Here is a 23412-nt window from a genome sequence, read left to right on the forward strand (position 1 = left end):
TTCGCCTCGCCAGAGAGGAACGGCTTTTCCCACAGCAGCGCGCCGTCGCGGTGGATGCGGCTCGCACCCTCGATATGCTGAGGCGGCGTGCCGACCAGCAGTTCGGGCCCGAGCGACGCCTGGCGCAGCTTCGAATGCGCGAGCCACAGGTAGTTGTGACGCTCGGTGACGTGATCGCTGAACTCGTTGGCAAGGCACAGGCCGAGGCGGAACGGCGTGCCGTCAGGACCGATCAGGTAAATCCCGGCAAGCTCGGGCTCCTCGCCGCCATCCTCGGCGAAGTCGGGCATCGCGAACGCCGCACCCGGCGCAACCAGCCCCGAGCCATCGCCCTTGTAGAACCATTCAGGCTGTTGCCCGCGCTCGCCGGCAGCCGGCTTGCCGCCCTCGACGCCTTCGAGGAACATCCGCATCGAATCGGTCTGCTTCTCGGCATCCGCGGCGGCGCGGTGCATCTTGTCGCGGCCCTCCGCCGAGCCGAGATGCGTCAGGCCGGTGCCGGTCATGATCAGGTGTGCGGAATCGACATGATCGATCGGCGAGGTCAGGCGACCGGCGGCGAGTTCGGCGGCGATGTCGACGCTGTCGCCAGTCCCGCAGGCGGCGACTGCGCCGGCGAGATCGGTGCCAGCAGCGATCGCACGCTCGGCCAGCGCGCGGACGCTGTCGACCCCGGTGACGAACGCCGCCCCCTCGTTGGTGGCAGCGATCACCGATCGCGTGCCGTCGACGCCAACATGCTGCAACAGGCGCAAAGTCATCACTCTCTCTCCTAAGCGGGACGCCGTTACGACGGTTCGTCCCCGATATTTCGGTTCAGTTGGCGGGAGCGCCATCGATCAGCCGCGGTGCGGTGGTGCCGTCACCGTCATGGAGCATCGCAAGCGCGACTTCGCCACCGGTCGGCCAGCCGTTCGCGAAGATCCGCCCGGCGGTCGCCGCGTGGACGCGCGCATTCTCGTTGCTCTCGGACATAGCGCCCTCCCCTATACTCGGACATATTGGCCCCGTTTGGCTTTTGCAATCTTTGTCGTTCCTTGATCGAGGCCGGGCTGTTACGTCTGGCGCTTGGAGCGGGCACGATGACGACAACTGACGGTGTAGACGGTATGGAAGATGGCGCTGGGATCAGCTCTGGGACCGACGACGTCATCACGCCGCGCGTCGGGCGAGGGACGGGACGCCGGTTGCACGGGGCGGTCGCGCACAAGCTGGGCACCGCGATCTTGTCGGGCGAGTATGCGCCCGGCGATACCTTGTCAGGCGAGGTCGAGTTCTCGAAGACGCTCGACGTCTCGCGCAGCGCCTACCGCGAAGCGGTGCAGGTCCTGACCGCCAAAGGACTGGTCGAAAGCCGTCCGAAGATCGGCACCCGCGTCCTGCCGCGCAGCCGGTGGAACCTGCTCGATCCCGACGTGCTCGCCTGGGCGTTTGCCGGCGAACCCGACATCGCGTTCGTCCGTGGGCTGTTCGAATTGCGCGCGATCGTCGAGCCGGCGGCCGCCGCGCTCGCAGCCGAGCGCCGTGACCGAACCGACCTCAAGGTCATGAAGGATGCGTTGGCGGCAATGCGGCGGCTGACGCTGGCGACCGAAGCCGGTCGCGCCGCCGATCGCGAGTTCCACCATGCCATACTGACCGCGACGCGCAACGATGCGTTGATCGTGTTGAGTGCAAGCATCGGCGCCGCGGTCAACTGGACTACCCAGTTCAAGATGCGCGCGCGCGCCCTGCCCCGCAATCCGATCCCCGATCACATGCTGGTCTATGATGCGATCGCTGCCGGCGATGCTGCCGGCGCCAGCGCGGCGATGCGGACGCTGGTCGATCTGGCACTGGAGGATACGAAGCTGGCGATGGCGCGCTGACACGCGCCGTCGCTCGGGGTCTCTTACCCGTGCATCCCCGCTACGCTGCCGGTCACCCGCAGACCGTATGATAGGAACTTGTCGGACTAGACGTCACCGGCAGCCCGATATCGGCGCGATGCCCCCTTGCCGCCGTGCCGCGCTTCGGCAAGCATGGCACAACGGGGGAGATGACAATGAAAAAAATACGTCTGATCGATCTGCCAACGACAGTATTGGTGGCTAGCGCACTGGCCGCATCGATGGCTATCGCGATACCCGCATGGGGTCAGGCCAAGCCATCGCCGACAACCTATATCCAGGCGGGAACGCTGCTCGATCGACCAGGCCAGGCGCCGCGGGGCAACAGCACGATCATCGTTCGCGACGGCAAGGTCGTCGATGTGCGCGATGGCTTTGTCACGCCCGAACCGGGCGCAACGCTGGTCGATCTGCGGACGGCGTTCGTGCTCCCGGGACTGGTCGACATGCACGTTCATCTCTGGGGTATCGGCGGCGATCCGATGCGTGCGCGGCTCGAGGCGCTCAACCGCGATCGGTTCGACGACGAGATGACCGCGGTCGCCAACGCCCGGACGACATTGGCCGCAGGCTTCACGTCGGTCCGCGATCTCGGCGGCGACCCGCGCGGCATCCGCGCGCTGCGTGATGCGATCGATGCCGGCACGGTCGAGGGGCCGAGCATCACCAACGCCGGCGAGATGATCTCGGTGACCGGTGGGCACGGCGATGGCGGCAACGGGCTCGCCGAGGAGTTCGCCGACATGGTCCATGCCAGGGAGGTGAACCTGTGCGATGGTCCCGACGATTGTCGCCGCGCCGTGCGGGCACAGGTTGCGCTGGGCGCGCGCGTGATCAAATTCGCCGCGACCGGGGGTGTCTTGTCCAACGTCAGCGGCGGACTGGGCCGGGCGATGACACCGGAGGAAATGCGCGCGATTATCGAGACCGCGCATGCGCTCGGCCGCAAGGTCGCCGCGCATAGTCATGCTGCCGAGGGGACCCGGTCGGCGCTGGAAGCCGGCGTCGATTCGATCGAGCACGGCACGTTCCTCGACGACGAGACGATCCGGCTGTTCAAGACGAAGGGTGCGTATCTGGTGCCGACCGAGATCGCGCCGGTCGCCGCGCTCGCACAGGCGCGCGGCGGCGCATTGCCGCCTGCCACGATCGTCAAGGCCGAGGCCGCCGCCGCCGCCATGGCCGCGAGCCACCGCCGCGCCTATGCGGCCGGGGTCAAGGTCGCGTTCGGGACCGATACCGGTGTCTCCAAGCATGGCGACAACGCGACCGAGTTCACGCTGATGGTAAAGAACGGCCTCACCCCGACACAGGCGATCGCGGCAGCCACCGTCGGCGCCGCCGACCTGCTCGGCCGCGACGATATCGGCACGCTGACGCCCGGCAAGACGGCGGATATCATCGCCGTGGCGACTTCGCCGCTGAACGACGTCGCGCAGCTCGAACACGTGACGTTCGTCATGCACCGCGGCGTCGTCGCAAAATCGACGATCGGGGGCCTCCGCTAGCGTGTAGGCCACGCTGCACCCCGGCGCGGGTTACACCGCGCCACCGATCAGCCGACCGATCAGCGCGGTCACCGCCATCGCGAACGCACCCCAGAACGTGACGCGTACCAACCCGCGCCAGACGACCGCCGCACCGGTCTTCGCGCCGACAGCGCCGAGCACGGCAAGAAACAGCAAGGATCCCGCTGCAACCGCCCTGACAAGCGAGGTGGACGGAACCACGAACACGGTCAGCAACGGCAGCGCCGCACCGACCGTGAAGCTAGCTCGCCGCCGACGCGAACGCCGCCTGGACCGGACGCGCCCGCGCACCCGGCGTGATGTCCAGCTCGTCGCGGGCGTGCGCGCCGAGCGCATCCTTCGCCATCAACTGTGCCGCCACCGTTTCCGCGGTGGCGGCATCCACCCCGCGGGCGGCGTAGAGCGCGGCGAGTTCGGCCAATTCGCCGCGCGGGTCATCCGTCAGTTCGCGCCGTTCGCGCGCGAGTTCGGCGGTCTCGGTATCGGCCTGCGCACTGACTGAGACATATTCGCCCGCCGCCATCGACATCGCACCCGCGACCAGACCGGCCGTTCCCGCGATGACGATGGCGGCAACCTGACCACCGGCCGCCGCGACGCCAATGATCAGGCTCGCGGTCGAGACGATCCCGTCATTGGCGCCGAGCACCGCTGCGCGCAGCCAGCCGATCCGATCGGTGACGTGGCGTTCGCGGTGCGACGACAGCGCGCGCACTCAGGCGATCTCGAGCATGTTCTCGACCTTCACCGCGCCCGGCGCCGCCCAGGCGGTGCGCTCGGCGACTATCCGATCGTGCGGGGAGTCGACCGATCCGGTGAGCCGCACCGTGCCGCCATCGACCGACACCTTGATCGTGTCGCCGTCGAAGAACCATGACCGGTGCAGCGCGGTGCGGATGTCGTTACTGACGTCGGTGACGTCGACTCGCGATTTCAGCACGATGTGGTTGATCACGCCGACCACGCCCGCAAGCGTCCGCACCGCCGCCTCGGCCGCATCCTTCTGGAAATGCCAGCGCACCTCGCCGCGCAGGCTCACCCAGCCGTCCTCGACCTGCGCCTTGACGCTGTCGTGCGGCACGGTCGTATCCCAGGAGAGCCGCTCGACGATCGCGCTGGCGATCGCCTCGTCGCCGCGCTTGAAGCGGTCCTCCAGCTGCACCTCGATCTCCTCGGCGACCGCCTTGACGCCGTCGACGCGCGCAGCGGCGCGTTCGGCGGCATATTTCGCCGCATAGCTGCCGGCGTGGCCGCTGAGCGTGACGACGCCATTGTTCGCGGTGACGCCGATATGCCCGGCGGGTACGCTCGGATCCCAGTTGAGTTCGGCGAGCACGGCTTTCTGCAATCTTGCGTCGTGGGACATGACAGGCTCCTGAGAACAGCGCGGAAAAGGCCCGAGCCGATGATCGCGAGCCTATCGATATGGCCGATCACCGACAGCGTCGGGAACTACGCATGCCGCCCGACTGCGTACTTCCCGATCCTTTCCCGCATCCTCCCAAACGCCGAAAGCTCGGCGAAAGAGGGAGACCGCGCATGACCTATTCGACCCTGATGGTGCATCTCGATGGCGGCCGTCCCAACGTCGCCCTGCTCGACGTCGCAGCTACGCTCGCCGACCAATATGATGCTGCGGTGATCGGCATCGCCGCCTGCCAGCCGGTCCAGATCGGCACGTGCGACGGCTATCTCGGCGGCGAATATGCGGTGATCGAGCGCGATATCGTCGCCGGCGAACTCGCCCGCACGAAGACCGAGTTTCACGCGCACGAACGGCTCGCGCGGCATGTGCTCGACTGGCGCTCGATCCCGACGCTCGTCAACGTCGCGCATGTCGTCGCCGAGCATGCGCGGTCCGCCGATCTCGTCATCACCAGCGCCGGCCCGGGCTTTGCCGATCTCGCGACGCATGCCGATACCGGCGACCTGATCCTGCGCGCGGGCCGCCCGATACTGGTCGTTCCCGATGGCGCCGCCACCGCGCGCTTCTCGACCATCCTGGTCGCGTGGACCGACACGCGCGAATGCCGCCGCGCGATTGCCGATGCGCTGCCGATGCTCAAGGCCGCCGACCGCGTCGTGATCGTCGAAGTCGCGATCGACGCGATCGAAGCGCGGAAGCCGATCGACGATGTCGCTGCCTGGCTCGCGCGCCACGGCATCGACGCGGATAAGATCGTCGCGCGGATGAAAGGCACCAGCATCGACACGCTCGCCGCAATCGCCGACGAGATCGAAGCCGACCTCGTCGTCGCGGGTGCCTATGGGCACAGCCGGATCCGCGAATGGGCGTTCGGCGGTGTCACCCGCGACCTGCTGCTGCGCGACCGACGCTGCACGTTGCTGTCGCACTGAGCCATGACGGGCCACGCGATCCGCAAGTATTTCGGCCCGGTCGTAACCGCGAACCGAAGGATAGTCGTCGGCGGCACGATCCTGTCGATCGTCGCGATCATCGAAGGACTATTAGCATATAGCGGATCCTTGGCTTAACATGCGTCATGTTTCGAAGGAGGGTATCGAAGACTTGCCCCCCGACGGATCGGATCAGTGTGTCGAACAAGGCCCGCATCTCGATGATTTGCCTCTGCGCCCCCCGAGCCACCGCACCGCCCGCATGATCGCGTCGCAGTCGCCGCACGATACCGACCCCCAGGCGGTGGCGCGCGGCGATGCGATGCTGGCGGAGGAACTCGGGCTGCTGATCGACGGCGCGACCACCTATGCGATCTACATGCTCGACCGCCGCGGCCGGGTGACGATCTGGAATCGTGGTGCAGAGCGGATCAAGGGCTGGGCGGAGGCGGAGATCATCGGCCGCGATTTCGCGATCTTCTACCCCGCCGACGATATCGCCGCAGGCAAACCCGCCGCCGACCTCGCCCGCGCGCACTGCGATGGCCGGGTCGAGGAAGAAAGCTGGCGGGTCCGCAAGGACGGCTCCGAATTCCTCGCGCACGTCACGATCACCGCGCTCCACGACGACGCCGGCGCGCTGCGCGGGTTCGGCAAGGTGATCCGCGACATCACGCATGAAAAGGCCGCCGAGGCCGCGATCGTCCGCCGCGAACATCACCTCCGCTCGATCCTCAACACCGTTCCCGACGCGATGATCGTGATGAACGAGAACGGCATCGTCGCCTCGTTCAGCGCGGCCGCCGAACTCGTCTTCGGCTATGCGGCGAGCGAAGTGATCGGCCAGAACGTCGCGATGCTGATGCCGCAGACCGAGGCGCGCGACCACGACGCGCACCTCCGGAAGTACCGCCATACCGGGGAGCGCCACGTGATCGGCAATGTCCGCCTCGAACGCGCGATGCGAAAAGGCGGCGAGACGTTCCCGATCGAACTGGCCGTGGGCGAGGCGTCGATCGGCGGCGAACGGATCTTCACCGGCTTCATCCGCGATCTCACCAACCGCCACGCGACCGAACGCCGGTTGCAGGAACTCCAGTCCGAACTCATCCACGTCTCCCGCGTCAGCGCGATGGGGACGATGGCGTCGACGCTTGCGCACGAGATCAACCAGCCGCTGACCGCGATCGCCAACTATCTCGAAGCGACGCGCGCGATGATCGCGGACGGCGACGATCCGGTGCTGACCCCGCTGTTGGCCGACGTTGCGGAAGCGCTGGAGCTGGCGGCGGCGCAGTCGCTCAGGGCCGGCACGATCGTCCGTCGGCTGCGCGCGTTCGTCGATGGCGGCGACACCGGGTTCCGCGACGAAGCGCTCGACCTGCTCGTCGAGGAAGCAACCAGCCTCGGCCTGCTCGGCGCGCACGAGGCAGGTATCACCGTCGTCAACAGGCCATCGCCAAGCCCTGCCCTGGTCCGTGTCGACCGCATCCAGATCCAGCAGGTGCTGGTCAACCTCATCCGCAACGCGATCCAGTCGATGGCAGCCTCGCCGATCCGGACGCTATCGATCGCCACCGCGCCCGAGCGCGAGGGGTGGATGCAGATCACTGTCGCCGACACCGGCACGGGCATCGACACCGACGTCCGCGCGCGCCTGTTCGAGGCGTTCGCGACCACTAAGGAGGACGGCATGGGGCTCGGCCTGTCGATCTGCCGGACGATCGTCGAGGCGCATGGCGGGCGTATCTGGGCAGACGGCGTGCCGAGCGGCGGCACCGCGTTCCACTTCACCGTGCCGCTCGCCACGCTTCAGGAAGACACCGATGTCTGATCCACTCCGCATCGTCCACATCGTCGACGACGACGACGCGATCCGCCAATCGGTCGGCTTCCTGTTGCGCAAGGCAGGCTATGCCGTCGAAACCTATCCCGCAGGCACGCAGTTCCTGAAAGCCGTCACGCGCGAGACACGCGGATGCGTGCTGCTCGACGTCCGCATGCCCGATCTCGACGGGTTCGCGGTGCAGGCGCGGATGGCGCAGACCGGCATTACGCTGCCCGTGATCATGCTGACCGGCCACGGCGACGTGACGCTAGCCGTCCGCGCGATCAAGGCGGGCGCGATCGAATTCCTCGAAAAGCCGTTCGAGCGCAGTGCCTTGCTAGCAGCGATCGAAACCGCGCTGGCGCACGCCGCCCGGTCCGACCGCGAACACCTCGCCGCCGCCGACGCGCTCGTCCGGCTCGCCGCGCTCACCCCGCGCGAACGCGACGTGCTCGACGGCATGGTGCTCGGCCGCCCCAACAAGCTGATCGCCTACGACCTCGCCATCGCCACGCGCACCGTCGAAGTCCACCGCGCAAACCTGATGGAGAAACTCGCCGCGCGCAGCCTGTCGGACGTCCTCCGCATCGCGTTTTCGGCGGGCCTTGGCGAGACCGCCGAACCCGCCTGACGCCCTCGTCTTCTACGTACAGACACGGCGACGGAGGGGTGTCATCGAAGGTCAGGACAAGGACATTCGATGACCGACCACCCGATTCAATCCCCTGCCCCACCCCATTTCGGAATTGGCGTTTCGCTGGTCGACGGCGACCCGGTGATACGCCGCGCGCGGCAGATCATGCTGCTATCCGAACGCTACGACGTCCGCTCCTACGCGACCGGCGCGGCGCTGCTCGCCGATCCCCGGTCGCGCGACGTCCCCTGCATCGTCGTCGATGTCGCAGGCGGGGTCGATGGTGATGGGGGCAGCGGCATGGAAACGCTCCACGCCATGCGCGCATCGGGCTGGCGGGGGAAGGCGATCCTGCTCGATGGTACCGTCCCGCCGCCCGCGCTGATCCACGCCGCCGAACGCCACGGCGACCGCATCCTCGACCGCACCACCGGCGACGCCCCCCTCCTCACCGCGATCGCCGCCTCGATCGACCGCGGCTGGTCCGGCTGGAATGCCGAGGGGTAAGACGACGGAAAGGCGGTGGGATGCCCGCCGACCTTTCCCTGCTTAACGTCAAGACGCACGTCGCTCACCGCACTAGCAGGCAAGCTTCAGCGTCAGGCGAGACCGGGCCGGCATCTGGCGCAGCGTCGGTGGCGTCACCCCGCGCTCGACACGCAACGCACGCCGCGGGATCGCAGCCACCGGTTCGGCCATCAAACACGGGAGCGTGGCAGCGAGTGCCACCAGCGTCTCGCCATACAGACGGGCAAGCGTCTCATGCGCGACCCGCGCGCACGGCCCCGCGGCGGCATCGGCCATCGCTCGCGTGGCGTTGAGGCGGCGCTGGAAATAGAGCATCTCGGTATGGATAGCGTTCATGGCGAAGTCCCCGCCGGCTCGTCCTCGCTGCCGCACGATGCGGGTGTCGAAGGGCTGATCCGTATCAAGACAGTAGCGCGGGCAAGCGAAGGCGTCGGGACTCGGAAAGCACGTACTTCGCGATATTCATCAGCCAAGCGCGGCGGCGTGGGACGCGATCTGCGCATCCTCCTGCGACGGCATGATGCGGATATCCAGCCCCGCCACCCAGGCCTGACCCGCACGGATCGCCTGACCGGTCGCCGCGTCGTTCTCGCCGATGCCGCCGGTGAGCACGAGCGTGTCCACACCGCCGAGCGAGACGATCATTGCGGCGATCTGCTTGCACACCGACCTCTCGAACATCCGGATCGCGAGGTCGGCGTCACCCGTTGCGGCAGCGCGCAGGACCCGCATGTCACCCGACAGTCCCGATACGCCAGCCATCCCCGATCGGTGGTCGACCAGCGTTGCCAGCGAGTCCTGATCGAGCCCCGCCTCGCGCAGCAGATACAAGAGGACGCCCGGATCGAGATCCCCCGTCCGCGTCGCCATCATCACGCCGCCAGACGGGGTCAGCCCCATGCTGGTGTCGATCGATCGGCCATCGCGCACTGCGGTCACGCTCGCGCCATTGCCGAGATGCGCGATCACCAGCCGTGCGGGGATTTTGTCACCGAGCTGATAGACGATCGACTCGCAGGACAGCCCGTGGAAGCCGTAACGCCGGACGCCGCCGGCGAGGTATTCCTTGGCGATCGGCAATGTCTTCGCAACGTCCGGCATCCCCGCATGGAACGCCGTGTCGAAGCACGCGACTTGCGGCACGCCCGGATAGCGCGCACCCGCGGCCCGGATCAGCGCCAGCGACGCCGGCCCATGCAAAGGCGCGAACGCGCACGCCGCCTCCAGATCCGCCATCACCGAAGCGTCAATACGGCAATGCGCGTCGCGGTGCGGGCCGCCATGGACGATCCGGTGGCCGATCACAGTCGGCGTCGGCCCTGCATGCAACGCCGTCTCGATCGTGTCGAAGAACCGCGCGTGATCGTCGCCATGATGCTCGGCCGTCTCGATCGTCCCGCCGACCAGCAGGACCGGCTCGGATTCCACCGCGTACAGCCCGTATTTCAGCGACGACGATCCGCTATTGAGCGCAAGAACTACCGCGACCATTGCCAGTCACGCACCTCCGGCAGATCGTCGCCCTGCTCGGCGATGTACAACTTGTGCCGCTCCATCGTCGTCCAATAGCGCGCCGTCTCGCGCGGCACATGGGTACGGAAGCGCGGAATCCGCTCGATCGCGTCGAGGGCCAGCCGGTACCGGTCGAGATCGTTCAGCACGACCATGTCGAACGGGGTCGTCGTCGTCCCCATTTCCTTATACCCGCGGACGTGGATATTCGCGTGATTGGCGCGCCGGTACGTCAGCTTGTGGATCATCGCCGGATAGCCGTGGAACGCGAAGATCACCGGCGCGTCCTTCGTGAACAGCGCATCGAACTCGCGCTCGTCGAGCCCGTGGAGATGTTCCGACCGCGGCTGCAAACTCATCAGGTCGACGACGTTCACCACTCGTATCCGGATATCGGGCACGTATTCGCGCAACAACGTCACCGCCGCGAGAGTCTCCAGCGTCGGCACGTCGCCCGCGCACGCCATCACCACGTCGGGGTCCGCATCATCGCCCGCCCAATCCCAGATCCCAGCGCCCGCGGTACAATGCCGCACCGCCGCGTCGATCCCCAGCCATTGCCACTCCGGCTGCTTCCCGGCGACGATCACGTTCACATAGCCGCGGCTGCGCAGGCAGTGATCGCCCACCGACAACAGGCAGTTCGCGTCGGGCGGCAGATAGATCCGCGCGACGTCCGCAGTCTTGTTCGCGACGTGATCGATGAACCCCGGATCCTGATGCGACAGCCCGTTGTGATCCTGCCGCCAGACATGCGAGGTCAGCAAGTAATTGAGCGACGCGATCGGCCGCCGCCACGGAATCGTCCTGGTCGTCTTCAGCCACTTGGCATGCTGGTTGACCATCGAATCGACGATGTGGACGAACGCTTCGTAGCACGAGAATAGCCCATGCCGCCCGGTCAGCAGATACCCCTCGAGCCAGCCTTGACACAGATGCTCGCTCAACACCTCCATCACCCGGCCGTCGGGGCCGAGATGCTCGTCGACCGCCTCGACCTCCGCCATCCAGACCTTCCCCGACACGTCGTACACGTCGGCGAGCCGGTTCGACGCGGTCTCGTCGGGGCCGAACAGCCGAAAGTTCACCGTCGCCAGATTGAGCTTCATCACATCGCGCAGATACCGCCCAAGCACCCGCGTCGCCTCCGCCTTCACCCTGCCCGGCGTCTCCACCGGCACCGCAAAGCTGCGGAAATCGGGCAGCGACAGCGGCACCATCAACTCGCCGCCATTGGCATGCGGGTTCGATCCCATCCGCCGATGCCCGGTCGGCGCGAGCGACGCATACTCCTCCAGGAACTTGCCGTTCGCATCGAACAGCTCCTCGGGTCGGTAACTCCGCATCCACGCTTCGAGCTGGCGTAGATGCTCGGGATCCTTGAAGTCCGCGATCGGCACCTGATGCGCGCGCCATGTCCCCTCGACCGGCTTGCCGTCGACGAACTTCGGCCCGGTCCAGCCCTTCGGCGTGCGGAACACGATCATCGGCCAGCGCGGCCGCTCAGGGATCACGCCCTCGATCCGCGCCGCCGCCTGGATCGCCTGGATCTTCGCCAACGCCTTGTCGAGCGCGGCGGCCAGTTGCTGGTGGACCGCCGCCGGATCGCTGCCGCCGACATAATAGGGTTCATGCCCATAGCCGCGCAGCAACGCGTCGAGTTCATGCCCGTCGATCCGTGCGAGGATCGTCGGGTTGGCGATCTTGAAGCCGTTGAGATGCAGGATCGGCAGCACCGCACCGTCGCGCGCCGGGTTGAGGAACTTGTTCGAATGCCAGCTCGCCGCCAGTGCCCCCGTCTCCGCCTCGCCGTCGCCGACCACGCACGCGACGATCAGGTCCGGATTGTCGAACGCCGCGCCGTAAGCATGCGCCAGCGAATACCCCAGCTCGCCGCCTTCGTGGATAGACCCCGGCGTTTCGGGCGCGACATGGCTTGGGATACCGCCCGGCCACGAGAATTGCCGGAACAGCCGGTGCATGCCGCTACGGCTCCGCTCGATCGCTGGATAGCGCTCGGTATACGAGCCCTCCAGATAGGTGTTCGCGACCAGTCCCGGTCCGCCATGCCCCGGCCCGATGATGTTGATCATGTCGAGGTCATGCTCGACGATCAGCCGGTTGAGATGGACGTACAGGAAGTTCAGCCCCGGCGTCGTCCCCCAATGCCCGAGCAGCCGCGGCTTGACGTCGGCGATCGTCAGCGGCCGATCGAGCAACGCATTGTCGCGCAGTTAGATCTGCCCGACCGACAGATAGTTCGCCGCCCGCCAATACGCGTCCATCGGCGCAGCATGTCGGAGGAGAGCGGATGTGTCTTGGTCGGCGCTGCAACGGACGATGGCATCGCTAAGACGGTCATGCTCGACGCTCCTTTTTCGGTATCGGACACGTCGAGCCACCGATCGCGATCGGCGTGGATATGACGCCGGCGTGCATCATGCGGGTCATGCGGTTTCCTTCGAAATACGCCATGGTCAGCGCGCCATCTGCGCGACGAGACCGGGGTCGGACAGCAAAGCCTCGTCGCCGAACGCGACTTGCGCACAGGTGCGACGCGCCTGTGCCGAAACCTCTTCGAGATACCCGCGGGCAAGGTGCGGGCTCAGACCCGGCACGATATGCGCGAACCGCCGATGCTCCTGCGACCGCATTCCGAAGGCATGGACGATATACTGGTCGAAAACGCTGTTCAGCCCTTGCCCCTGGCCCTGTTCGTCGAGCCAGATCTTGCTGGCCGCCGATGTCGAAAAGCTCAGCATGCGCCTGCCGCCCAGCAAGCTGGTCCGCGCCCGGCCCTGCAGCGCGTCGGGGTGCACGCCCGCGCCGAACACCCGTTCGACATACCCCTTGAGCATCGCCGGCGGCGTGCCGAACCAGATCGGGTAGATCAGCACGAATACGTCGCAGCCGTCGATAACCGCGATCTCGTCGAGCACGTCCTGGCGGTATGTCGCGATACGATCCGTCGGTCGCTCTGCCGCCGTCAGCACCGGATCGAAGCCCATCGCATACAGGTCGCGGAGCACGACGCCCTGCCCCGTCGCGCGGACCGCGTCGCGGTAGGTATGCGCGATCGCATGATTGAAACTCGACGGATCGGGATGGCACACGATCACCGCGTGCTTGCGGTCGGTTGGCATTCGTTCGTCGACGATCATCGCAACGTCCTTGCAGAAAGGCTTTCCGCGCGCCGTCCGCCCCGCAGCAGCGGATGGCTTCGACGTCGGGGGTCCCGCATGGCCTATCGATTCACCGCCAGCCCGGTGACCCTCGGGAACTACGCAGGGCGCGGTGATTGTCCCCCGCATCACGCCCTGAAACGCGGCCAGCATCGGGCATCGGCTCGAGCCGGATCGTGCCGCATTGTAGCGATCAGCGCAGGACTATGCATTTCCGGGCTTGGCTTATACTCGTCGGCGCCATAAAGCGGCGGCGACTCACCATTGCGCCACTGCGCGCCGAAAGCCTTTCTACCATGCAGATCATCGTTCGCGACAACAACGTCGACCAGGCCCTCCGCGCTTTGAAGAAGAAGTTGCAGCGCGAGGGCGTCTATCGTGAAATGAAGTTGCGCCGGCATTACGAAAAGCCGTCTGAGAAACGTGCGCGTGAACACGCTGCCGCCGTCAGCCGCGCACGCAAGGCAGACCGCAAGCGCGCCGAGCGCGACAACTAAGTCACGCCGACGGCGCGACGTCTATTTGAGATAGCGCCGGCAGGGTCGCGTCGATCGACGCGGCCCTATTTGCATTCGACTAGCGTGCGGCGCAGCGCGTCGGCCGAAGCATGCAGCGCGGCCGTCTCCTCGGTCGTCAAGTCGGGCGTCAGGATACGCATGATCCCGGCCGCGCCGACGAGGCATGGCAAGCTCAGATACAGGTTTGAAATCCCGAACTGACCATCGAGCTTGGCCGATACCGGCAGTACGATGTGTTCGTCACGCTGGATCGCCTCGCAGATCCGGACGATCGCGGTCGCGACGCCGAACGACGTATGCCCCTTGCCGTGACTGATGGTGTAGCCGGCGCGTACCACCTCGTGCGCGACCGACGCCCGGTCGAACGCCGCCCCATCTAGATAAGCGTCGAGATCCAGGCCGCCGATTCGCACGCTGGAATAGGCCATGACTTCGCTGTCGCCATGTTCGCCCAGAACCAGGCCTTCGACCGCGCCGGGAGCAATCGCGAGTTGGTCCGCCACGCGCTTCCTGAAGCGATTGCTGTCGAGCAGCGTGCCAGTGCCGATTACCCGCGCCGCCGGCAATCCGGAGGTCGCCTGCGCCACCTGCGCCATGGCGTCGGCGGGATTGGATGCGACGACCAGAATGCCGTCGAACCCCGCCGCCATCGCCGCGTCGACACACGTGCGCACAATCACGGCGCTTTTGCCGGCAACCGACGTCCGGGCCTCTCCATCGGCAGTTGCGGCTCCGGCGGTGATCACGAGGATGCTTGCGTCCCTGGCATCGGCATAGTCGCCCGCCCAGATCCGCGCTGGCCGCGCGATCGCGTTGGCGTCGGCAATGTCGGTCGCTTCGGCGGTGGCGCGATCGCTATCGGTATCGATCAGCACGATCTCGGCGAACAGCCCGCGGAGCATCAGCGCATAGGCGGTCGTAGCGCCGACGTTACCGGCACCGACGATAGCGATACGGGATGAAACAGGCATTGGAGAACTCCACATTCGGGGCGCCGCCCAGACTCTCGGCGCAAACTATCAATGGCGACACGCTGGTCTTGCCTGCGCCAACCATCGATCGAATGACATGGACGCATAGGCGCGTTCTCGATCGGGCGAATATCGCCGATCCGCAGCGCTGCTTTCGAAAAAGACGTCATGTTATCATCAGCTTCGCGGAACGTTTTGGAGTCCCTGACGCTCCCCTATCAGCGAAGGAGACGCAACGATGGACGACACCAGGATTTGGGAATTCGAGGAAAGTCTGTGGACCGGCGACGCAGCCCATTATCGCGCGCTGATCGACGACGAATGCGTCATGGTCTTGCCGGAACAGCCGTTCGTCCTCACCGGCGCTCAGGCGATCGAAGCCGTCGCCGATACACCGCGGTGGTCGAGCGTGACGTTCAGCGAGCAACAGATCATGCGCCCGCAGGAGGGCCTGATCGCGATCGCCTACAAGGCCGAAGCCCGCCGTGAGGGCGCCGACGGCTATACCGCCTATTGCACCACGACGATGCGCCGGCTTGAGCATGAGGAATGGCGCGTGGTGCAGCATCAGCAGACGCCCGCACTCAAGGCATCCGTCGCCTGACAGCCGCGTCAGGATCCGGACGGTCTAAGTCAGGGCGAGGTGATTTCCTCGCCCTTTCCGCGCTGGGCGAGGCTGCCAAGAACGACGTCGATCGCCGATATTGCCCCCGAGTTTTCGAGGTTTGCCAGGTTTGCCACGATCGCGTTCCGTAAATCCCGGTCGGGCCTGAACGACATCAAAGCCAGCAGCGCATCGACCCGCTCCTGGGTAGTCGTCGCGTCGCGAACCGCTTTTCCGAGACGGTCGCTGATCGGATCGTCGATCGTGAAGCCCTCCCCCGTATCCGTAACGCCCGACTGCCACCGCATCCAGGCCGCGACGGCCAGCGCCAGGGCGTCGACCGATAACCCGGCTGCACGACGGTCCGCGATTGGCGCGAGCAGCCGTTGCGGCAGCTTCTGCGAGCCATCCATCGCGATCTGGCGGGTGCGATGCTGGAGCGCAGGGTTGGCGAAGCGCGCCATCAACGCCGCCCGGTATTGCACGACATCGAGCGCGGCGGGGGGATCGAGCGTCGTCGCGCTCTCGTCCCACAGCGCTTCGACGAAAGCGCGCGCCGCGGGCTGCGCGACGACCTCATGGACGAAGTCGAAACCGGCGAGCCCGCCGAGATAGGCGATCGCCGAGTGCGCGCCGTTGAGCAGCCGCAGCTTCGCGTCCTCCCACGGCGCCACCGCATCGGTCAGCTGCACGCCGAACGCCGCCAGATCGGGCCGTTCGCCGGCGAAGCGATCCTCGATCACCCACTGGGTGAACGGCTCCGCCTTCACCATCGCGTGGTCCTCGCCCCCCAGCCTACCCGCTAGCGCGGCAATATCGGCGGGCGTGGTGGCGGGCACGATCCGGTCGACCATCGTCTGCGGGAACGTCACGGTGGCAGCGATCCAGTCACGCAGGTCCGCATCGTGCGCCGCCGCCATCGCCAGCACCGCGTCGCGCAACAGCGTGCCGTTGTGCGGCAGGTTGTCGCACGAGAGGATCGTCAGCGGACCGGTGCCCGCCGCATGGCGCGCCGCAAGTCCGGCGACGAGGAACCCGGGTGCGGTCCGCGGCGCGTCGAGCGAGGCCAGATCGTGCGCGACATCGGCATCGCCTGCCTGCAATTTGCCCGTCGCACGGTCGAGCTTGTAGCCTTTTTCGGTGATTGTCAGCGTGACTATGTGCGTCTCGGCCGACGCCAGCGCCGCGACGACAGCCGCCGGATCCTCGGGCGCGACCAGCACATCCATGACCGCGCCGATGACCTGCAAGCGCTCCCCCTCGCCGTCACGGACGACGAGCGTGTAGAGACCGTCCTGTGGCGCGAGCTGGTCGCGGACGCCCGCGGATCGCAGCGATACGCCGGTGATGCCCCAGCGCAAATCGCCCGCCGCCAGCGCTTGTTCGAACACTGCCGCCTGATGTGCGCGGTGGAATGCGCCGATGCCGAGATGCACCACGCCACGCGTCACGCGCGAGCGGTCGTAGCTTGGCCGCGCTACGGCGGCGGGCAATCGGTCGAGCGTGGCGGTCGACAACCTCACAGCCGGTACGCCTGTTTGACGAGATCATAGGCGAGCGCGCGGGCGACCTCATGCGCTTCGTCCTCTTCGAGCCGGTGTTCGGCGACCAGTTTGGCAAGGAACGCGCAGTCCATCCTGCGCGCAACGTCGTGCCGCGCGGGGATCGAGAGGAAGGCGCGCGTGTCGTCGTTGAAGCCGACCGTGTTGTAGAAGCCGGCGGTCTCGGTCGCACGCTCGCGGAAGCGGCGCATGCCCTCCGGGCTATCGTGGAACCACCAGGGCGGGCCGAGCCGCAACGACGGGTAGTGGCCGGCGAGCGGGGCGAGTTCGCGGGAGTAGGTATCCTCGTCGAGCGTAAACAGGATCAGCGTCAGTGCCGGGTCGTTGCCGAACCGGTCGAGCAGTGGTTTCAGCGCGCGGACGAACTCGCCGGGCAGCGGGATGTCGCCACCCTTGTCGCGACCGAAACGCGCGAGCACCGAGGCGTTGTGGCTACGCGATACGGCAGGGTGCAACTGCATCACCATGCCGTCCTCGACCGACATCGCCGCCATCTCGGTCAGCATCTGTGCGCGGAAGAGTTCGGACTCCGCGGCGGTCGGCTGCGCCATGACGCGGGCGTAGAGCGCCTCGGCTTCGGCGGGTGTCAGATCCGCGGTCGCCGCCGACGGGTGGCCGTGATCGGTCGAGGTGGCCCCGGCATCGCGAAAGCGCGCGCGGTGGAAACGGTGCGCGGCGAGATAGCCCGCATAGCTGCCGACATCTTCGTTAGCGGTCTCGCCGAAGCGGCGGACGTTGGCGGCGAAGCCCGGCGTGTCGGGATCGACGACGGGATCGGGGCGATAGGCGGTGACGACGCGGCCGTTCCAGTCGCTCGCGCGGATTGCGGCATGGTGTTCGAGCGGGTCGAGCGGGCTTTCGGTCGTCGCGATCAGCTCGATACCAAACCGGTCGAACAGCGCGCGCGGGCGGAAGGCTGGCGTCTTCAGCGCGGCGTCGATCGTGTCGTAATACAGGTCGGCGGTCGCGGGTTCGAGGCGGACGTCGATCCCGAATGCCTCGGCGAACACCCAGTCGAGCCACATCCGCGACGGCGTGCCGCGGAACAGATGATAGTTCTCCGCGAAGATGCGCCAAATCTTGCGCGGGTCGGTCTCGGTCGTACTGCCATCCACGGTCGGCACGCCGAGCGCGTCGAGCGGCACGCCCTGGCTGTAGAGCATGCGAAACACATAGTGATCGGGGACGATCAGCAGCGAGGCGGGGTCGCTGAACGCCTCGTTCCGCGCGAACCATGCCGGATCGGTATGGCCGTGCGGGCTGACGATCGGCAGGTCCTTCACGCCCGCATGCAGCGCGCGGGCGATGTCGCGAGTGCGGCCGTCGCTGGGGAACAGGCGGTCGGGGTGGAGGCGTAGCGGATGGGTCATGCGAGGCGTTCCGGATCGACGGGAGTATAGTGCGGTACGAGCAGGTGGATAACCAGCAACGCGACGAGATAGGCGCAGCCGGCGACCGCGAAGATCGGCCCATAGCTGCCGACGCCCGCCAGGATCGTGCCCGCGAACTTGGCCATCAGCATGCCGCCGCATGCGCCCGCCAGCCCGCCGAGACCGATCACCGATCCGCCCATGCCGCGTGGGAACAGGTCGCCGGGGATCGCGTACACGTTGGCGGAAAAGCCCTGGTGGCATGCGCAGGCCAAGCCGATCGCCGCGACCGCCCACCAGAGTCCCGGTGCCTGCGCGGCAAAAATGATCGGCAATGCGAACAGCGCGCACGCGAACAACGCCGTTTTCCGCGCGCGGTTAGGGGTCGCCCCCTTCGCCAACAGCCGCGACGAGAACCAGCCGCCCGCGACCGATCCGACATCGGCGAGCACATACACCGCCACCAGCGGCGGCCCGAAATCGAGCATCTTCACGCCGTATTGCCGGTTGAAGAAATCGGGCAGCCAGAACAGGAAAGTCCACCACACCGGATCGATCAGGAACCGGCCGAGCATATACGCCCAGGTCTGCCGCAACCGCAGCAGCGTGCGCCAGCGGACCGGCTTGGCCGCGGGGACGGGATCGGCCTCGATCCACGCCAGTTCCTCAGGCGTGACGCGCGGGTGCTTGCGCGGCGAACGGTAGAAGGCGAGCCAGGCGACCAGCCAGATCACTGTTAGCGCGCCGGTCGCGATAAACGCCATCCGCCAGCCAAACGTCACCGCGATCACCGGCACGATCAACGGCGTGAGGATCGCCCCGACGTTCGAGCCCGCGTTGAAGATGCCGATCGCCAGCGCACGCTCGCGTTGCGGGAACCATTCGTTGGCCGCGGCGAGTGCGGCCGGGAACGCCCCAGCCTCGCCGATCGCGAGGGGGATACGCGCGAAGATCATCATGCCGGCGCTAGTGAACAGCGCATGCGCGACATGACCGATCGTCCACAGCGTCACCGCGACCGCATAGCCGATCTTGGCGCCGACCCGGTCGACGAACCGCCCGAACAGGACATAGGCAATGCCGTACGCCGCCTGGAACGCGATCGCGAGATCGGCATAGCCCTGTTCGCTCCAGTTGTAGCGCGCCTGAAGTTCGGGTTTGAGCATCGGCAACACGAGCCGGTCGATATAGCTGAGCGCGACCGCGGCGAACAAAAGCGCGCAGACGATCCACCGCACTTTCCCGCGCGGTTTCTCGGCTGCCGGGGTGGCGATAGCGTTCACCAGTTGCACAGCGTGCCATCCTCGAGACGCGCGACCGGAAGATAGGCGCGCTTATAGTCGTAGGTCGCGGCAAGATCCTCGTCGATGTCGACGCCCAGCCCCGGCGCCTCGCCCGGATGCATCATGCCGTCGTCGAAGCTGTACGCATGCGGGAAGACCGCATCGGTCTCATCGGTGTGCGGCATATGCTCCTGCACGCCGAAATTAGGCACCGACAGCCCGAAATGCAGCGCCGCCGCCATCGCTACCGGCGACAGATCGGTCGCACCGTGGCACCCGGTACGGATCTGATACAGGTCGGCAAACGAGGCGATCCGGCGCAGGTGCGTGAGGCCGCCCGCATGGACGACGGTCGCGCGGATATAATCGATCAGCTGGTTCTGGATCAGGTCCTTGGCGTCCCAGATCGAATTGAACACCTCGCCCACCGCGATCGGTGTCGTCGTGTGGTGGCGGATAAGCTTGAACGCCTCCTGGTTCTCGGCCGGCGTCGGGTCCTCGATCCAGAAAAGGTTGTAAGGCTCGAGCGCCTTGCCCAGCCGGCCCGCCTCGATCGGCGTCAGGCGGTGGTGAATATCGTGGAGCAGGTGCACGTCCCAGCCCATCGCCTCGCGCGCGGCCTTGAACAGTTCGGGGACGACGCGGAGATATTTCTCGGTCGACCACACGCTCTCACTCGGCAGGTCGGCATCCGCGGGTTCGTAGCGCGCGCCGTGCTTGGCGACGCCGTAGGTCGAGGCGAGCCCCGGTACGCCGCATTGCAGCCGGATCGCCTTGTAGCCCTTCGCCTGCTCGGCTTTGGCAACCGCGATCGTGTCCTCGATCGTCGTGCCGTTGGCGTGCGCGTAGACCATGCACGCATCGCGCGCCGCACCGCCGAGCAACTGGTATACCGGCATGCCCGCGAGCTTGCCCTTGATGTCCCACAGCGCGGTGTCGACCGCAGCGATCGCCGCCATCGTCACCGGGCCGCGCCGCCAATACGCGCCCTTGTAGAGATACTGCCAGACGTCCTCGATCCGGTGCGCATCGCGGCCGATCAGGCACGGCACGACGTGGTCGGTCAGGTAGCTTGCGACGCTCAGTTCGCGGCCGTTGAGCGTCGCATCACCGAGCCCGTAGGTGCCGTCGTCGCACTCGATCTTCAGCGTGACGAAATTGCGCCCCGGACAAGTGACGATGACGCGGGCGGAAACGATCTTGGGCATCGCGGGTCCTTCAGGCGATTTCGAGGATGGCGGATTTGAGCTGTGCCGAACTCGGGCCGGCCATGATCGTGAACAGCCCCGGCTCGACGACCTCGCGCATGTCGACGTCCCACAAAGCGAACGCGTCGGGGCCGAGCGTGAAGCGCAGCGTCTTTCGCTCGCCGGGCGCCAGCGTCACGCGCTCGAACCCCTTCAGCTCCATCACCGGCCGGGCGACCGACGACACCTGGTCGCGGACATAGACCTGCACGACCTCGTCGCCAGCACGTTGCCCGATATTGGCGACGTCGACCTCGACCCCGACGCTGCCGGCGATGCCGATCTTCGCCGCCGACAGCCGCGGTGCGCTGACCTCGAAGCGCGTGTAGCTGAGGCCATGGCCGAACGGGAACAGCGGCGCCGTCTCCGCGAACAGATAGCCGCGCTGCGTCGACGGCTTGCGGTTGTAATAGAACGGCACCTGCCCGACTTCGCGGACCACGGTGACGGGCAGCTTGGCGCCCGGATTGATCCGCCCGAACAGCGCTTCGGCCATCGCGGTGCCGCCCTCCTGCCCCGGATACCAGCATTCGAGCACCGCGTTCGCCTTCGCGATCACGGTCGGCCAGCTCGGCGGACGACCGTTGATCGCGGCGATCACGATCGGCTTGCCCAGGGCATGCAGCGCGTCGAACAGCGCGTTCTGCTCGCCGAGCAGGTCCAGCGTGGTGCGATCGCCGAGGTGGTTCGCTGAGAACCCCTCGCGACTGGTCTGCTCGGTATCGCCGATCGCGAGGATGATCGTATCGGCGCCGCGCGCGACCTCGACCGCCTCGGCGATCAGCGCGCGGTTCTTTTCAGGATCGGCGAGCAGCACCTCGTCCTGCGACCGATCCTCGCTCTGCGTGATGAACACGCCCTGCGCATGGACGATCGTCGCCGCGCCGCCGACCAGCGCGCGCACGCCGTCGAGCAGCGACACCGTCTGGCGTGGCGGCGCGGAATAGCCGCCGAGCCGTGCGATCGCTGCATTGGGCCCGATCACCGCAATCTTGCCCTTCGGCGCAAGCGGCAGCGTGCCGTCGTTGGTGAGCAGGCACATCGATTGCCGCGCGGCCTCGAGCGCAACGCCCCGCGCTTCGGCATTGCCGGTCAGGCGAGCGGCGGCGCGTGGATCGACCGCTGACTCCTCGAACAGCCCGGCGCGAAACTTCAGCGCCAGCATCCGCGCGCACGCCGCGTCGACCTGCGCGATCGGCACCGTCCCCGCACGCACCTGCGCGGGCAATGTCCGGAACGCGATCCCGTCCGGCAACGCGCTGTCGACGCCCGCCGCCAACGCCAGCCGCGCCGCACCGTTCAGGTCGCGCGCGACGTGGTGGATCGTATCAAGTTCCTCGATCGCGCCGTAATCGCTGACGATCGCCCCCGAAAATCCCCATTCGCCGCGCAGCACGTCGCCGAGCAGCCAGTGGTTCGCATGGCTCGGCACGCCGTCGATCTCGTTATAGGACGGCATCACCGCGCCGATCCCGGTGCGCGTCACGACCGCGCGGAACGGCGGGAAGAAGCTCTCGCGCAGTTCTCGCTCGCCGATCGGTGCCGGGCCGATATTATTGCCCGCCTGGGGCTGGCCGTGGCCGGTCATGTGCTTCAGCGTGGCGAAGACCTTGCCGGGGGCGAGGGTCGTGCTGTCGCCCTGCAGCCCCTCGACCGCGGCCACCCCCATCTCGCCGCATAGATAGGGATCCTCGCCGAACGTCTCCTCGATCCGGCCCCAGCGCGGATCGCGGGCGATGTCGACGACCGGCGACAGCGAGAGGTGGCTGCCATGCGCGCGCACCTCGCGACCGATGATCGCCTGCGCGCGTCGCATGAGGTCGCGATCGAAGCTGCCGGCCATGCCGATCGCCTGCGGGAACATCGTCGCGTCGGGCGCCATATAGCCGTGTAGCGATTCCTCGTGGAAGATCACCGGAATGCCGAGCCGCGTGCCGCGCGCCCAGCGCTGGACCGCGTTGACGAACGCGATCGTCGAAGCCGAGCCGCGGAACCGTGCACCGGTGCCGCCTGCCACCGCCGCCACCGATGGCCCGCCGCGCAAATCCGAAGGCCGCGTCACCTGCCCGAACCCAGCCGGATACGCCGCGGTCGCCCGCGCGGGATCGAACGTCAGACCGCCGGCCGTCATCACGTCCGCCTTGGTCGCCCACAGCGAAATGGTCTGGCCAACTTTCTCCTCGAGCGTCATCCGCGCCATCAGATCACGGACCCGAAGGTCGACCGGCGCGCGCGCATCACGGTAGATCGGGGCCGCCGTCGCGGCCTGCGCGACACCGGGAACGAGCCCCACGATTGAGACGGAGCCGAGCAACCCGAAAAGGTCGCGCCGTGTCGGCGTCATGGGCGGTACGATCCCTGCTGTCTCCGTATCAGCCACGATTATCTCCTAATATG

Annotated in this window: 22 protein-coding genes and 1 pseudogene; 9 read left to right on the forward strand and 14 right to left on the reverse strand. The window is 67.0% G+C overall.

Going from position 1 to position 23412, the window contains the following annotated elements; all coding sequences use genetic code 11:
• Positions 1-761 (reverse strand): AraD1 family protein (gene araD1 / locus C8J40_RS16775; RefSeq protein WP_132898005.1); only part of this gene is annotated, 761 nt, incomplete at its 3' end.
• A 55-nt stretch (positions 762-816) separates the two neighbouring features.
• A complete protein-coding gene (locus tag C8J40_RS20430) occupies positions 817-975 on the reverse strand; it encodes a hypothetical protein (RefSeq protein WP_165911493.1) in 159 nt (52 codons plus the stop codon).
• A 134-nt stretch (positions 976-1109) separates the two neighbouring features.
• Between C8J40_RS20430 and C8J40_RS16780 the strand changes: the two genes are divergently transcribed.
• Both C8J40_RS16780 and C8J40_RS16785 read left to right on the forward strand, forming a co-directional pair.
• The gene (locus C8J40_RS16780) at positions 1110-1868 is read left to right on the forward strand and encodes a FadR/GntR family transcriptional regulator (RefSeq protein ID WP_132898170.1); all 759 of its coding nucleotides are present in this window, start codon (positions 1110-1112) and stop codon (positions 1866-1868) included.
• Positions 1869-2044: 176 nt separating this feature from the next.
• The gene (locus C8J40_RS16785; protein ID WP_132898006.1) at positions 2045-3397 is read left to right on the forward strand and encodes an amidohydrolase family protein; all 1353 of its coding nucleotides are present in this window, start codon (positions 2045-2047) and stop codon (positions 3395-3397) included.
• Positions 3398-3427: 30 nt separating this feature from the next.
• On the opposite strand, the pseudogene C8J40_RS16790 reads toward C8J40_RS16785, so the two are convergent.
• Positions 3428-4133: pseudogene (locus C8J40_RS16790) on the reverse strand (VIT family protein).
• On the reverse strand, positions 4134-4784 hold the full coding sequence (locus tag C8J40_RS16795) for a BON domain-containing protein (protein ID WP_132741633.1): 651 nt from the start codon (positions 4782-4784) through the stop codon (positions 4134-4136).
• Between the two features lie 173 nt (positions 4785-4957).
• On the opposite strand from C8J40_RS16795, the gene C8J40_RS16800 reads away from it, so the two are divergent.
• From C8J40_RS16800 to C8J40_RS16815, 5 genes are all read left to right on the forward strand, one after another.
• The gene (locus C8J40_RS16800) at positions 4958-5776 is read left to right on the forward strand and encodes a universal stress protein (protein ID WP_132898007.1); all 819 of its coding nucleotides are present in this window, start codon (positions 4958-4960) and stop codon (positions 5774-5776) included.
• Positions 5777-5779: 3 nt separating this feature from the next.
• The gene (locus tag C8J40_RS20935; RefSeq protein WP_279388908.1) at positions 5780-5914 is read left to right on the forward strand and encodes a hypothetical protein; all 135 of its coding nucleotides are present in this window, start codon (positions 5780-5782) and stop codon (positions 5912-5914) included.
• Positions 5915-6038: 124 nt separating this feature from the next.
• Entirely contained in the window at positions 6039-7610 is a 1572-nt protein-coding gene (locus C8J40_RS16805) for a PAS domain S-box protein (protein WP_165911494.1), read from the forward strand.
• Positions 7603-8235, forward strand: coding sequence for a response regulator (locus C8J40_RS16810; RefSeq protein WP_132898008.1), 633 nt, complete (start codon positions 7603-7605; stop codon positions 8233-8235). Before C8J40_RS16805 ends, C8J40_RS16810 begins: the two co-directional genes overlap by 8 nt.
• A gap of 69 nt (positions 8236-8304) precedes the next feature.
• Positions 8305-8745, forward strand: coding sequence for a hypothetical protein (locus tag C8J40_RS16815; RefSeq protein ID WP_132898009.1), 441 nt, complete (start codon positions 8305-8307; stop codon positions 8743-8745).
• 72 nt (positions 8746-8817) lie between these two features.
• Here the strand turns inward: C8J40_RS16815 and C8J40_RS16820 are convergent, their stop codons facing one another.
• The 4 genes from C8J40_RS16820 to C8J40_RS16835 all read right to left on the reverse strand — a co-directional run bounded on the left by C8J40_RS16820 (position 8818) and on the right by C8J40_RS16835 (position 13439).
• Positions 8818-9102: a hypothetical protein gene (locus C8J40_RS16820; protein ID WP_132898010.1), complete on the reverse strand. Its 285-nt coding sequence runs from the start codon at positions 9100-9102 to the stop codon at positions 8818-8820.
• Positions 9103-9231: 129 nt separating this feature from the next.
• On the reverse strand, positions 9232-10257 hold the full coding sequence (locus C8J40_RS16825) for an acetate kinase (protein ID WP_132898011.1): 1026 nt from the start codon (positions 10255-10257) through the stop codon (positions 9232-9234).
• Positions 10245-12497: a phosphoketolase family protein gene (locus tag C8J40_RS16830; RefSeq protein WP_243693457.1), complete on the reverse strand. Its 2253-nt coding sequence runs from the start codon at positions 12495-12497 to the stop codon at positions 10245-10247. Before C8J40_RS16830 ends, C8J40_RS16825 begins: the two co-directional genes overlap by 13 nt.
• A 258-nt stretch (positions 12498-12755) precedes the next feature.
• Complete coding sequence (locus tag C8J40_RS16835) at positions 12756-13439, reverse strand: NAD(P)H-dependent oxidoreductase (RefSeq protein ID WP_243693458.1); 684 nt, start codon at positions 13437-13439, stop codon at positions 12756-12758.
• 317 nt (positions 13440-13756) lie between these two features.
• On the opposite strand from C8J40_RS16835, the gene rpsU reads away from it, so the two are divergent.
• Entirely contained in the window at positions 13757-13957 is a 201-nt protein-coding gene (gene rpsU, locus C8J40_RS16840) for a 30S ribosomal protein S21 (protein ID WP_031393196.1), read from the forward strand.
• 65 nt (positions 13958-14022) lie between these two features.
• Here rpsU and C8J40_RS16845 read toward each other — a convergent pair whose 3' ends face one another.
• The gene (locus tag C8J40_RS16845) at positions 14023-14949 is read right to left on the reverse strand and encodes an L-lactate dehydrogenase (RefSeq protein ID WP_132898012.1); all 927 of its coding nucleotides are present in this window, start codon (positions 14947-14949) and stop codon (positions 14023-14025) included.
• A 238-nt stretch (positions 14950-15187) separates the two neighbouring features.
• Here C8J40_RS16845 and C8J40_RS16850 point away from each other — a divergent pair, with 238 nt between their 5' ends.
• Complete coding sequence (locus C8J40_RS16850) at positions 15188-15553, forward strand: DUF4440 domain-containing protein (protein WP_132898013.1); 366 nt, start codon at positions 15188-15190, stop codon at positions 15551-15553.
• Positions 15554-15582: 29 nt separating this feature from the next.
• On the opposite strand, the gene C8J40_RS16855 is transcribed toward C8J40_RS16850, so the two are convergent.
• The 5 genes from C8J40_RS16855 to C8J40_RS16875 are packed head-to-tail and all read right to left on the reverse strand — an operon-like array spanning position 15583 to position 23359.
• Complete coding sequence (locus C8J40_RS16855; protein WP_132898014.1) at positions 15583-17076, reverse strand: mannitol dehydrogenase family protein; 1494 nt, start codon at positions 17074-17076, stop codon at positions 15583-15585.
• Complete coding sequence (uxaC, locus tag C8J40_RS16860) at positions 17073-18485, reverse strand: glucuronate isomerase (RefSeq protein WP_132898015.1); 1413 nt, start codon at positions 18483-18485, stop codon at positions 17073-17075. Before uxaC ends, C8J40_RS16855 begins: the two co-directional genes overlap by 4 nt.
• The gene (locus C8J40_RS16865; RefSeq protein ID WP_279432602.1) at positions 18482-19771 is read right to left on the reverse strand and encodes an MFS transporter; all 1290 of its coding nucleotides are present in this window, start codon (positions 19769-19771) and stop codon (positions 18482-18484) included. The genes uxaC and C8J40_RS16865 overlap by 4 nt, the downstream gene beginning before the upstream one ends.
• The gene (manD, locus tag C8J40_RS16870; protein ID WP_132898016.1) at positions 19765-20976 is read right to left on the reverse strand and encodes a D-mannonate dehydratase ManD; all 1212 of its coding nucleotides are present in this window, start codon (positions 20974-20976) and stop codon (positions 19765-19767) included. Before manD ends, C8J40_RS16865 begins: the two co-directional genes overlap by 7 nt.
• A 10-nt stretch (positions 20977-20986) precedes the next feature.
• Positions 20987-23359: a glycoside hydrolase family 3 N-terminal domain-containing protein gene (locus C8J40_RS16875; protein WP_132898174.1), complete on the reverse strand. Its 2373-nt coding sequence runs from the start codon at positions 23357-23359 to the stop codon at positions 20987-20989.
• Between the last annotated feature and the right edge of the window lie 53 nt (positions 23360-23412).

The sequence above is a fragment of the Sphingomonas sp. PP-CC-3A-396 genome (assembly GCF_004343105.1).
Taxonomy (GTDB): domain Bacteria; phylum Pseudomonadota; class Alphaproteobacteria; order Sphingomonadales; family Sphingomonadaceae; genus Sphingomonas.

Bases quoted from the DNA above. Each gene is read 5' to 3' on its own strand.
- C8J40_RS20430 (WP_165911493.1), bottom strand. From the start codon at position 975: ATGTCCGAGAGCAACGAGAATGCGCGCGTCCACGCGGCGACCGCCGGG.
- C8J40_RS16780 (WP_132898170.1), top strand. From the start codon at position 1,110: ATGGAAGATGGCGCTGGGATCAGCTCTGGGACCGACGACGTCATCACG.
- C8J40_RS16785 (WP_132898006.1), top strand. From the start codon at position 2,045: ATGAAAAAAATACGTCTGATCGATCTGCCAACGACAGTATTGGTGGCT.
- C8J40_RS16795 (WP_132741633.1), bottom strand. From the start codon at position 4,784: ATGTCCCACGACGCAAGATTGCAGAAAGCCGTGCTCGCCGAACTCAAC.
- C8J40_RS16800 (WP_132898007.1), top strand. From the start codon at position 4,958: ATGACCTATTCGACCCTGATGGTGCATCTCGATGGCGGCCGTCCCAAC.
- C8J40_RS20935 (WP_279388908.1), top strand. From the start codon at position 5,780: ATGACGGGCCACGCGATCCGCAAGTATTTCGGCCCGGTCGTAACCGCG.
- C8J40_RS16805 (WP_165911494.1), top strand. From the start codon at position 6,039: ATGATCGCGTCGCAGTCGCCGCACGATACCGACCCCCAGGCGGTGGCG.
- C8J40_RS16810 (WP_132898008.1), top strand. From the start codon at position 7,603: ATGTCTGATCCACTCCGCATCGTCCACATCGTCGACGACGACGACGCG.
- C8J40_RS16815 (WP_132898009.1), top strand. From the start codon at position 8,305: ATGACCGACCACCCGATTCAATCCCCTGCCCCACCCCATTTCGGAATT.
- C8J40_RS16820 (WP_132898010.1), bottom strand. From the start codon at position 9,102: ATGAACGCTATCCATACCGAGATGCTCTATTTCCAGCGCCGCCTCAAC.
- C8J40_RS16825 (WP_132898011.1), bottom strand. From the start codon at position 10,257: ATGGTCGCGGTAGTTCTTGCGCTCAATAGCGGATCGTCGTCGCTGAAA.
- C8J40_RS16835 (WP_243693458.1), bottom strand. From the start codon at position 13,439: ATGATCGTCGACGAACGAATGCCAACCGACCGCAAGCACGCGGTGATC.
- rpsU (WP_031393196.1), top strand. From the start codon at position 13,757: ATGCAGATCATCGTTCGCGACAACAACGTCGACCAGGCCCTCCGCGCT.
- C8J40_RS16845 (WP_132898012.1), bottom strand. From the start codon at position 14,949: ATGCCTGTTTCATCCCGTATCGCTATCGTCGGTGCCGGTAACGTCGGC.
- C8J40_RS16850 (WP_132898013.1), top strand. From the start codon at position 15,188: ATGGACGACACCAGGATTTGGGAATTCGAGGAAAGTCTGTGGACCGGC.
- uxaC (WP_132898015.1), bottom strand. From the start codon at position 18,485: ATGACCCATCCGCTACGCCTCCACCCCGACCGCCTGTTCCCCAGCGAC.
- manD (WP_132898016.1), bottom strand. From the start codon at position 20,976: ATGCCCAAGATCGTTTCCGCCCGCGTCATCGTCACTTGTCCGGGGCGC.
- C8J40_RS16875 (WP_132898174.1), bottom strand. From the start codon at position 23,359: ATGACGCCGACACGGCGCGACCTTTTCGGGTTGCTCGGCTCCGTCTCA.